Raw genomic sequence first — 9,323 nt, 5'->3', positions numbered from 1 at the left:
TTCCCCCACTCCCCACTCCCCATTTTCCAAAAATGAAAGATCCACTGACTGAAAACCCTATTCTTTCGATACAAGATTTAGGGCGAAGAGTTGAGGAACGCTGGATTTGGAGTCACCTCAGTTTTCAAATATTTCCAGGGGAGCGAGTAGCAGTTATAGGTGCTTCTGGCTCTGGTAAAAGTTTACTCCTACGAGCATTGGCTGGTCTCGATGCCGTACAAGCAGGGCAAATTATTTTTCAGGGACAGCCGATAAATTCCCAGTTTATGCCTACCTATCGTTCCCAAGTTATTTATTTGCAACAACGACCAGGCCTCTGGGAAGGAACTGTAGAGGAAAATCTCCAGCAAGTTTATCGATTAACTGTTCACCGCCATTTAATTTATAACCGCGAGGTGATTTTAAATTATCTACATCTTTTGCATAAAACTCCTGACTTTTTGCAGCGTCCGGTTAGCGCTCTTTCTGGTGGAGAAGCCCAGATAGTCGCTTTTTTGAGAGCTTTGCAGCTTCAAGGGGCGATATTGCTACTAGATGAACCTACTGCGTCACTAGATGCCGGAACTGCCCAAAGTTTGGAGGCTTTAGTTACAGCTTGGCAACACGAACAGCCACAACGGACATATCTCTGGACAAGTCATGACCCCAACCAATTGGCAAGGATTACTAATCGTCAAATTACCTTAAAAGATAATTCGGAATCTGATGAAGTATGGAAGACCTGACATTACGTTCCTGGACGAGAACGGAGATCGTCGGGTATGTGATGGCGATCGCCTAATATTTCTAACAAAGGGCCATTAACGTCAAATTTCACCATACTTACCGACGCAACCAAAATATTCACCCGATAGCGATAGCGCCCTAAATCAATTCCCAGTAAACTACAAAGCATAATCCGAATCGTTGCTTTATGGGAAACTACTAAAACGTTACCTTGGGGATGTTTTTCTTGGATTTCAGCAATTACAGGCATAGAACGGTTAGCAATATCTACCGCAGTTTCTCCACCTAGTGGTGCATTCCAAGCTGGTTCTGTCAACCATTTTACATAGTTTTCTACGTAATTATCTTGAACAAAGGATTTACTTTTAGTTTCCCATTGGCCGTAACTACCTTCTCTGAGTCCATCCCGCAACTGCATATCCATACCAATAGCATCACAAAATGGCTTGGCAGTTGCAATTGTGCGCTTCATCGGGCTAACATACACTGCTTCCCACTTTAATTTTCGATAAACATTGGCAAAACTCTCTGCCATCTGCATCCCTTCAGAAGTCAGCTGTGCATCAGTTTCACCGCAAAAATTACCACTTTGACTAAAAGTAGTTTCTCCATGTCGCAGTAAATATAAATTTAGTGTCATAGCTTGTATGGCGATTGGGATAAAAAAAATTGTGCAAACATAAAGTACCATCAATCTCGCAATCGAATATGTGACACCAGGACAAAATAATCAACGAAAAAAGTCAATCAACTACAAACGACTCCCGACTCTCCTCTACTAGACTTCTAAGAGAAGTCGGGAAAAGGGGAATGGGAAAGGGGGAAAGGTTTGGTCTTTCTCCTTTCCCCTTTCCCCTTTAACCTTTTCCCACAAGAGTACAAAAGTGGTTTTTGCACTCTTGTCTACTGACGCTCATATTGCTACTTGTTAAAGGAAACAAAGTAATGGAAACCAAGTATATCCAGATTAGTTACGGACAATTAGCTTTGGCGACTTTGTTTATTGCCATTAATGTGGGGCTTTCTTTGAGTCTGCGGTTGGGACTAGAAAAAAGCTTGGGGATAGCTTCCCTACGTATGGTAGTGCAGTTATTGATGGTGGGATACATATTGCAGTGGGTGTTTACTCTCAGCAACCCTGTGTTAATCATACTTTTGGCTTTGGGTATGACCGTCATAGCTGGTATATCTAGTGTTAATCGCACGCGTAGACGATTCACTGGTATTTATTGGAATAATTTTATTTCGCTTTTGAGTGGTTCATTTTTAGTCACGGGGATAGTAGTTAGCGGTATTTTGGGCGTACAACCGTGGTACGAGCCTCAGTATCTCATCCCTTTTTTGGGTATGGTGTTGGGTAATGCACTCACGGGTACGTCTTTGAGTTTAGATCGATTTATGGAAGACTTGAGTAATCGCCGGGGGGAAATAGAGGCGCTACTGAGTCTGGGTGCAACTCGTTGGGAAGCTGCACATCAAAGTATTAGAGAAGCCCTGAGAACAGGAATGATTCCCACTATTAATTCTATGATGGTGATGGGATTAGTTAGTTTACCAGGAATGATGACTGGTCAAATTCTTGCTGGGGCAAATCCTACTGATGCCATACGCTACCAGATTGTGATTATTTTTGCACAGACATCAGGGACAGCGATCGCTATCATCGGTGTCATTATCCTAGCTTTCCTGGCTTTGTTTAATCGCAATCATCAGTTGACAAATGTGTTAATTCAGAAATCACAAGTCAAGAAGTAGAAAGAAGGCTTAGTTAGCAGTCCTTGGTGGAAGCTGATATTCTCCTCTCGTTCGCCATCTAGTAGAATAACTTAGCAGCTCAGCAAGGAAAAGGTTCAGTATCATGCCTCAAGCTAGTATCGGAATTATCGGTGGTAGCGGTCTGTATAAAATGGATGCGCTCAAAGATGTGGAAGAGGTGCAAGTTGAGACTCCCTTTGGTTCGCCATCTGATGCTTTGATTCTGGGGACTTTGGATGAAACACGGGTAGCTTTTTTGGCGCGTCATGGACGTAATCACACGCTTTTACCTTCTGAGTTACCGTTTCGCGCCAATATCTATGCGATGAAGCAATTGGGTGTGGAGTATTTAATTTCTGCTAGTGCTGTGGGTTCGTTGAAAGCAGAGGCGAAACCATTGGATATGGTAGTACCAGACCAGTTTATTGACAGAACCAAAAATCGCATTTCAACGTTTTTCGGTGAAGGTATTGTGGCTCACATTGCCTTTGGCGACCCGATTTGTCAGAATTTGGCTAGTGTGTTGGCTTCGGCGATCGCTTCTCTCAATTTACCAGAAGTCACTCTCCATCGTGGCGGTACTTATGTGTGCATGGAAGGGCCGGCCTTTTCCACAAAGGCGGAATCAAATCTTTACCGCAGTTGGGGTGCAACAATTATTGGGATGACGAATTTACCAGAGGCGAAGTTGGCTAGGGAAGCAGAAATCGCCTACGCAACTTTAGCGCTGGTGACTGATTATGATTGTTGGCATCCAGACCATGATAGTGTGACGGTGGAGATGGTAATTGGCAATTTGTTGCGGAATGCAGCCAACGCTCAAAAGGTGATTCAAGAAACTGTGCGCCGATTAAGTGAAAATCCACCACCAAGTGAAGCACATTCGGCTTTGAAATATGCAATTTTAACTCCATTAGATAAAGCACCAGCCGCAACAAAAGAAAAGTTAGGTTTATTGTTGCAGAAGTATTTGTAGTAGATTGACCCCGCAATTGCCTTTGGCATCAATTGGGTAATTTATTCTCTGGAAGTCCCTTACACCAATTAACTAAAATTTGAAAACAGATTCAAACCTAGTAGTCTGCCAACCCAAAAATATTAGGTGGAGGTTGGGTAAAGGTTAAAGGGAAAAGGGGAAGGGATAAAAAACATGAGTCCCTTTCCCCCGCCAAGTTGCCTTGGCGTACTACTATCAACCCTTTATTTTAATTTTAAATCGCAGAAATAGCACAAACCTGTAGTCCCACAGCCGTCTGAATAATCACGGAATCTACGCCGAAAACTTGAGCGATCGCATTTGGTGTCATAACTTCTTCAGGCGTACCAACTTCCCAAATTTGACCTTGTTTTAATAAGGCAATGCGAGAACTATACCGTGCGGCTAAATTGAGTTCGTGTAGAACTGTGACAATAGTTAACTCTTGCTGTTGATTTAGTTCTTTGAGTAGTTCCAACAGTTGCAACTGATAGTTAATATCTAAAAAAGTTGTAGGTTCATCTAATAATAAAACTTTTGGTTCTTGCGCTAGTGCTAAAGCTAGAAAAGCTCGTTGTCTTTCACCTCCTGAAAGTTGTTCGACTAAGCGATCGCTTAATTTTTGCAGTTGCGTCTTTTGAATTGCAGTTTCAACCTTTAGCCAATCTTCAGCTTTTAATTCCCATTGCCACCAAGGTTGATGTGGCGTGCGTCCTAAACTGACTAATTGTCTTACTGTTAAGCCAGCAGGAACTATTTGTTGTTGGGGTAAAAATGCTAGTTTCTGTGCAACTATATTTGGGGGTTGAGAATGAATTGCTTTACCATCAAGTAGCACTGTTCCCTGCTGTGGAGTCAGAATACGACTGAGCAATTTCAGTAAGGTAGACTTACCTGAACCATTAGCACCAACTAAACTTAACCATTCTCCTGTTTGCAGGCTGAGGTTAATGTCTTGAACAATTGGTAATGTGGTGTAACCGCCTGTGAGATTTTGTAGTTCGAGTGGCATTTGTTGAAATTGAGTTCCTTATCCTGAAGCAGTCTGTAAATACCATTTTTACCAAAAGACGGCGAGAAAGCTATTCCTTCTATAGGGTACAGACGTTGCGTAAGGGGCGAACGGCTGTTCGCCCGTACAAGTTATTAGACAAGAGTGCAAAAAGCACTTTTGCACTCTTGCGATCAAAGGGATGCATCTTTATTGGGGAAAGGGAAAATACCAAACCTTTCCCCCTTTCCCTTTCCCCTTTTCCCGACTTCTCTTAGAAGTCTATTGTTTATTTTTTCGAGCTTTCATACTAAAGACGCAGCGAGCGGTCGCTGCGTCTCTAGAAATTTGATGGTTAGCCTGTTTACGTGTAATTGCACCCAGGAACAATTAAAAAAATTTTGAATTTGAGATTTATTCCACCAATAAATTTGCTTTTTTTAGATATTTTGTATCTGGAAATTTCAATCCAACATCCAAAATCTAAAATTCAATGATGGTTTTTAATTAAATGATTCCTGAGCCTTTACCGCGGTTGTCGCCTTTTTCGGTTAACTTACCTTCTTCGTCTTGGTTAATTTCTTCAAGTTCTTCAACGCGTTGTGCAGCATCTTCTGTTGCTTCTTGGCGCGCATCACCTGGTTCTTCGTAGTACATTTCTGGTTCAACTGCATAGTTATTCAATAAACCTTCTTTGTCTACGGTGTAACCGTCAGTGGTACGTATGCTTTGGGAGTCGGTTTGATCGTCGGTGGCTGAACTTGCTTCTCTTTCTTCTGTGGGGACTGTTTTGAATTTATCTCCTTCTCTTTCTCTGCGAGCAGCAGTTTCAGCTGGGATAATTCCGCGATCGTATGTATCTACTTCTGCACGTTCAGATGAATCTATACCTTTTTTAACTGATTCATTAGCCATAAATTATGTCCTCGTTAAGAATCTATTGAATAACTTCGAGAACTAGATTAGGCTGTTTTCCACTGTCAATCTACTATCTTGAGAAGTGATTTAAGTTTCTAAATATATGCTTTTCTCTATCTTGAGATGTATCCAAAAGATTCAGCCAGACAGGTAAAGTGTTGACTGTTGACTGTTAACTGTGAACCATCAACAGTCAACAGTCAACAGTTAACAATCTTCTAAGGTATTTTTGCTATCAAATAATTTGCTAATTATTCGCCTACAATTTCCTTTTTAAAAAATTGAAATTGCTGGGCTAATTCTTGCCTATTTGCAGCCTTAATTAAATAGCGAAAAGTAAACCAAGTGGTATAGGCGATTCCGATTAATTCAAAAATTGGTGGCAGTAGTGGAAGATCGTGAATTGCATTCAAAACTGCTAATGTTACCTTGACTGTGACGATGGCTGCAAAAATTAAACTCAGAGTTATGAGAGCCTGACTGTAATCTTTAAAAAAGCTACTTAAATATTCTGGGAGTTGTCCGAAAAATGCCAAAATTTGTTTACTAATTCGTTGCCATTCAGGTTCCGAGGCTGGTGGTAGCTTTGGTAAATTTGTGGGGTTTGTTCCTTCAAGTGCTAGGTTAGCTTGTAATGAAGAAGGGTTCACAGATTCGAGTGGCTGCTGTTGGGTTTGCATAGTTTTGGTTTTCAGCAATTACAGGAGTTTTTATCACTGACTAGGCGTCAACAAATATAATAATTAAAGTCGTCAGTTGTCAATTATTTGCCATTATTAGATTAAGTATACCACTCTTAGGGTGTTTGGGAATTGCCTGATTTAGCTAGAAAATTAGGCTTTCAATAAGTTGTCTCTTGCCTGAAGGTGCAAAAAATGTTCCTAAATCAACCTGTATTGCTGTATGTGTATATGTGGCGATCGCTTTCACTTCTAAAGTTATTTACATAGGCAGGGATTAGCTGGATAGAGGGTGAATCGCATTTGTACTCAAGAATACAAAATCAGCTTTTTCCAGTTAAGAAGGAGTTTTTCATCTAACCAATGGAGCCTTCTAACTGGAAACTAAGGTTGAGTTTGACAAATTCGCTAATTTTTTCAAGTCTGCTGTCAATTCATTTCAGGAACTCCAAAAAATAAATTATTCCACTTCAGATGGTTGATTGTTGACTAGACCTCTTACAAAAGTAACTTTTACAAGAGGGGAAAGGCAAAAGGGTTTTTATTTGCCCTTTCCCCTTTACCCCTTAACCTTTTCCCCACTTCTCTTAGAAGTCTACACTCAACACCCTTCTATGGAATATTTTTTACTTGGAAGTTCCCCATCGCTACCTATTCTTCGTTAGCTATTTGGTGGGGCAACGGTAGCTTTGACAACTACTGCCTTCACACCTTTAATTTCTTTGGATAAAGGTTCAATCTTAGCAATTTGGTCTTGATTGGGTACGGTTCCTCCTACAGTGACAGTACCATCTTTTGCTGCACTAACTGTTAATTGACCGCCTGGTATATTAGCTTCTAATTTGGAGCGAACTTCACTTGCTAGGTCACCTGCGGCTCTATTTGCATCGCCGCCAGTAGCATTATTGCGTTGTTCGCGGGCGCGAATATCCTCATTTAATTGTCTTCTGCGGAGTTCGCTTTGTGCGTCTTTTTGAGAAGCTTCTGTTGTTTGAGAAGTTGGTGTTTGTGCAGCTTCGTTGGGATTAGTAGGTGCAGATTCACTTGTTTTAGAAACGTTATCGCAAGCAGCAACACCAAATACTAAAAGGCAACTAATTACTAGGGGAGTTAATTTTTGCATATGTTTAATTTGAGTTCAGATGAAATTTGTTGCAATTTACGGCAGAGGTGAGGAGCAAGGAAGCAGTCAGAATTCAAAATTCAGGAGTGTGAGTTTGATTAATCGCGTCTGTACATGTACAGAGTTGAAAATTAGAAATTCTGAATTCTAGATTCTGAATTCTGATTAGATAATTTCTTCACGACGATCGACGATAACGACAGCAGGATCGTCTCTGTGAACATCTGTTGAGTAGTTGACGCGATCGCCGACTCCTGTGTTGTGATGGATTCCTTGGTCAAAACGCGACCGATATTCGCCTAAATCGGTGGCGTCATAGATGCCAAATTCTTGGATACCTCGACGGTTGAGAATGGGTTCGGCTTGGTAGATTTCGGCTTCTGTACCATCAACAATTACCAAGTAATCACCTCTTTGGAAGCGTTCGTTATACACTCTGGCTCTGTCTTCGGGAATTCCTAAACCAACCAGTGCGCCAACAATACCACCAGCTGCTGCACCAATAGCACCACCAGCCAGTGTTGTTGCTATGGCGGTAGCTGCTGCGCCACCTGCAAGTACTGGGCCGATTCCGGGAATTGCTAAAGTTCCAAGACCGACTAATAAGCCTGTTAAGCCGCCTAAAACACCACCTGTAGCTGCACCGGCTTTTGCACCCTCGTCTGCTTTATTACCTGCACCGATGTTTCTGTTATCTACACCAGCGATCCCATGACCATCAGTATCTTTGGCAATAACTGAGATTCTACTCGTGGGGAAACCCGCATCTCGCAATTCTGTAATTGCTGCTTCTGCATCTCGACGATGAGCAAATACACCGATGGCGCGTTTGGTTGCTTGCACGGGAGTAGTTCCAGCTTGTACGGCTGTAGTTCCAGGAGCATACCCACTTGCATCGAAAACTTGCCACTGTTGAATTCCGTGTTGGCTGATAATAGCCGCTGCACGTTGGATTTCAGCTTCACTACCGTTAACGACGATGACGTAATCGCCTTGATTGATGCGCTCGTTATAGAAATGAGTGCGATTATCTGGTAGTGTCCAGCGATTAGAGTCCCAGCGATCGCTTAGATGAATATCTGGAAATGATTCCCGTCGAGAAGAGTCTCTGTGAATTAAAGAAATTTGGCTCAAGGGAAAACCTGCTTTTCGCAAATCGCTAATTGCAGCTTCCGCATCTGGACGATGAGAAAAGTATCCTACTGCATATTTGCCGCTAACCGCATCGCGATGAGCAACGCCTGTGGCTGGATGTACGTTATCTGGACGGTCGTAAATACCAAATTCTTCGATACCACGCTGACGTAATATTGCTTCTGCTCTGGCGATTTCAGCATCCGTACCATCAACGATCACTAGATACTGTCCTCGTTTGACGCGTTCGTCGTATACTCTGGCTCGTTCTTCAGGAATTCCTAAACCAATCAATGCACCAAGCAAACTACCAGCCACAGCACCGATACCTGCTCCAGCAAGAGTAGTAGCTAAAGCGGTTGCTGTAGCACCAGCCAGCATAATAGGCCCGATTCCTGGGATTGCTAAAGTTCCAAGACCTACTAATAAGCCTGTTAATCCACCCAAAGCACCACCGGAAACTGCACCCACCGCAGCGCCTTCATCTGATTTATCACCAACGCGATCGCGTACTTCAGCACCAGCTATGTCATCACGCTCTCCATCTCGCGTAATCACAGATACTCTATTCATATCAAAGCCGACATTTTTCAATTCATGTAGCGCATGTTCAACATCTCTACGAGTAGAAAATACGCCGACAGCACGTTTATGTACACCTACAACCATTATTTTTCTCCAAAAACAGTAAAATCAATTATTCAAAAATTTATATAGCAATCTCATTTCAGTTGCGAACAATATTTGGTGTTGATTGTTGACTGTCAACGGTTAACAGTCAATAACTGTAACATGTAATATTTCACAAATTATTTGGGATTGCCATAGCTCGGTTATAGCTGGTATTAATCCCTATTAATACATGTTTATATTTATTTTTCCTCAATCCCTTGGAAGAAATTTTTTATCTATCAACAGGTATAGGTGGTTTTATCTAAATGAGTAAAAATTATGCGGTATTATTTATATTTTTTGTCTTAATTCGCAAAAATATTTTGCTTTTTTATCTCTATATTCGAT

At 41.7% G+C, this 9,323-nt stretch carries 9 protein-coding genes; 3 read left to right on the top strand and 6 right to left on the bottom strand.

Going from position 1 to position 9,323, the window contains the following annotated elements; genetic code table 11:
- Positions 1–32 precede the first annotated feature (32 nt).
- The gene (locus GNE10_RS27285; RefSeq protein WP_185568657.1) at positions 33–725 is read left to right on the top strand and encodes an ATP-binding cassette domain-containing protein; all 693 of its coding nucleotides are present in this window, start codon (positions 33–35) and stop codon (positions 723–725) included.
- A gap of 2 nt (positions 726–727) precedes the next feature.
- On the opposite strand, the gene GNE10_RS27280 is transcribed toward GNE10_RS27285, so the two are convergent.
- A complete protein-coding gene (locus tag GNE10_RS27280; protein ID WP_099066281.1) occupies positions 728–1,366 on the bottom strand; it encodes a histidine phosphatase family protein in 639 nt (212 codons plus the stop codon).
- A 305-nt stretch (positions 1,367–1,671) separates the two neighbouring features.
- Between GNE10_RS27280 and GNE10_RS27275 the strand changes: the two genes are divergently transcribed.
- Together GNE10_RS27275 and GNE10_RS27270 are read left to right on the top strand one after the other, a co-directional pair.
- Positions 1,672–2,481 (top strand): ABC transporter permease, encoded by an 810-nt coding sequence (locus tag GNE10_RS27275; RefSeq protein ID WP_185568654.1) that lies wholly within the window; start codon positions 1,672–1,674, stop codon positions 2,479–2,481.
- Positions 2,482–2,584: 103 nt separating this feature from the next.
- Positions 2,585–3,457, top strand: a complete 873-nt coding sequence (locus tag GNE10_RS27270; RefSeq protein WP_185568652.1) for an S-methyl-5'-thioadenosine phosphorylase — start codon at positions 2,585–2,587, stop codon at positions 3,455–3,457.
- 235 nt (positions 3,458–3,692) lie between these two features.
- Here the strand turns inward: GNE10_RS27270 and GNE10_RS27265 are convergent, their stop codons facing one another.
- From GNE10_RS27265 to GNE10_RS27245, 5 genes are all read right to left on the bottom strand, one after another.
- Entirely contained in the window at positions 3,693–4,469 is a 777-nt protein-coding gene (locus GNE10_RS27265; protein ID WP_185568650.1) for an ABC transporter ATP-binding protein, read from the bottom strand.
- Between the two features lie 486 nt (positions 4,470–4,955).
- Entirely contained in the window at positions 4,956–5,363 is a 408-nt protein-coding gene (locus tag GNE10_RS27260) for a hypothetical protein (RefSeq protein WP_099066276.1), read from the bottom strand.
- A 254-nt stretch (positions 5,364–5,617) separates the two neighbouring features.
- Positions 5,618–6,046, bottom strand: coding sequence for a CAAD domain-containing protein (locus tag GNE10_RS27255; RefSeq protein ID WP_185568648.1), 429 nt, complete (start codon positions 6,044–6,046; stop codon positions 5,618–5,620).
- Positions 6,047–6,707: 661 nt separating this feature from the next.
- The gene (locus GNE10_RS27250) at positions 6,708–7,169 is read right to left on the bottom strand and encodes a BON domain-containing protein (RefSeq protein WP_099066274.1); all 462 of its coding nucleotides are present in this window, start codon (positions 7,167–7,169) and stop codon (positions 6,708–6,710) included.
- A gap of 165 nt (positions 7,170–7,334) precedes the next feature.
- Positions 7,335–8,972 (bottom strand): general stress protein, encoded by a 1,638-nt coding sequence (locus GNE10_RS27245; RefSeq protein ID WP_185568646.1) that lies wholly within the window; start codon positions 8,970–8,972, stop codon positions 7,335–7,337.
- Positions 8,973–9,323 lie beyond the last annotated feature (351 nt).

Origin of the sequence: Nostoc sp. 2RC (assembly GCF_014222165.1) — a bacterium.
Lineage (GTDB): Bacteria > Cyanobacteriota > Cyanobacteriia > Cyanobacteriales > Nostocaceae > Nostoc > Nostoc linckia.
The sequence above is the reverse complement of the archived record's forward strand: the minus strand, read 5'-3'. Positions and strand labels throughout refer to the sequence as shown.